The 1,449-nt window shown below is 67.4% G+C and carries 2 protein-coding genes; both read left to right on the plus strand.

Features of this window, described 5'->3' with window-relative positions; all coding sequences use genetic code 11:
- On the plus strand, window positions 1-397 hold a 397-nt coding region (locus H926_RS0105125; protein WP_022675357.1), incomplete at its 5' end, for an SPOR domain-containing protein.
- A 39-nt stretch (window positions 398-436) separates the two neighbouring features.
- A partial coding sequence (locus tag H926_RS25705; RefSeq protein WP_022675358.1) for a D-alanyl-D-alanine carboxypeptidase family protein occupies window positions 437-1,449 on the plus strand: 1,013 nt, incomplete at its 3' end.

A 1,449-nucleotide genomic window follows, 5' to 3' on the forward strand; every position in this document is an offset into this window, starting at 1 on the left:
GGTCGTGCGCAACACCACGCCCATGCCCGCGCCGCGCCCGCCAGCGCCGTCAGCCCCCTCGGCGGCGCCAAAGGCCGTTGCCGCACCGGTACCCAAGCCCGTTACGCCTCGGCCCGAACCCAAGGCACCGGCAAAGGCAGAGCCCAAGCCTGCGCCCAAGGCCGAGCATCCGGCCGCCCCGCCGCCCCATGCCAAGGCTTATGTCGTGCAGGTGGGCGCCTTTTCTACGCGCGCCAATGCCGACAAGGCCGCACGCGAAGTGGGTGGCGCGGTGACGCCCGCCGGCAAGTTCTTCCGCGTGCGCATTGCCGCTGGTTCGCAAGACGAGGCCAAGGCGGCTCTGGGCAAGGCGAAGCGGGCGGGCTATGCCGATGCCCAGATCCAGCGCGCGCCATAAGGCAGGCGGGCTGGTCCCATCGTGAATTCGGGGTTTTGCTTGCGCCGTCTGCTTTCCGTTGCCGTTGCCCTGGCCGCTGTGGCCACCATTGCCGTGCCTGCCCAGGGCATGAAATCTCCGCACGTGCAGGTGTCGGCCGATCCGGCCCATCCGCCCGAAGTGGTGGCGCCGATCGCCCTGCTGATTGACGTCAATTCTGGGCGGGTGCTGTTCGAGAGGCAATCCCACCGCCGCTTCGTGCCGGCTTCGCTGACCAAGATCATGACCAGCTATGTCGCGTTCGAATTGGCCGCGCAGGGCAAGCTCAAGCTCGATACGAGCTTTGCCATGCGGCCCGAAACGTTCCGCCAGTGGCATGGCGTGGGCAGCACGATGTTCCTGGAAAACAACAGCCAGACCCGCGTGGCCGATCTGCTGGAAGGTATCGTGACCGTCTCGGCCAACGATGCCTGCGTCGTGCTGGCAGAGGGCGTTGCGGGCAATGTGCCCGGCTTTACCGCGCTGATGAACGCGCAGGCCCGCGCGCTGGGCATGCGTGACACGCACTACAACACGCCCAACGGCTGGATGGACGAAGGCCGCACCTATGTTTCGGCGGCAGACCTGGCCACGCTGAGCACGGCGCTGATCACCCGCCACCCCGATTTCTATCGCCGGTTCTATGGTCACGAAACCATGATCTGGAACGGGATCGAGCAGCGCAACCACAACCCGCTCTATGGCGTGGTGAACGGCGCCGATGGCGTGAAGACCGGCTTTACCAACGAGGCCGGCTATGGCCTGGTCGGTTCGGCCCAGCGCAACGGCCGCCGCCTGATGATGGTGGTGGGCGGCTATGACCGGCCGCAGGACCGTGCCCGCGATGGCGCGGCGCTGATCGAATGGGGCTTTGCCGCGTTCGATGAAAAGCCGCTGTTTGCTGCCGGAGACCATGTCGGCAGTGCGCGGGTGCAGGGCGGCACGGTGGCCAGCGTCGGCCTGGTGGCGCCGCGTCCGCTGGCGATGCTCGTCGGCCACGGCCAGACGGTGCGCCCGACGCTGTCGATCCGCTA

The sequence above is a fragment of the Novosphingobium sp. B-7 genome (assembly GCF_000410615.1).
Classification (GTDB): Bacteria; Pseudomonadota; Alphaproteobacteria; order Sphingomonadales; family Sphingomonadaceae; genus Novosphingobium; species Novosphingobium capsulatum.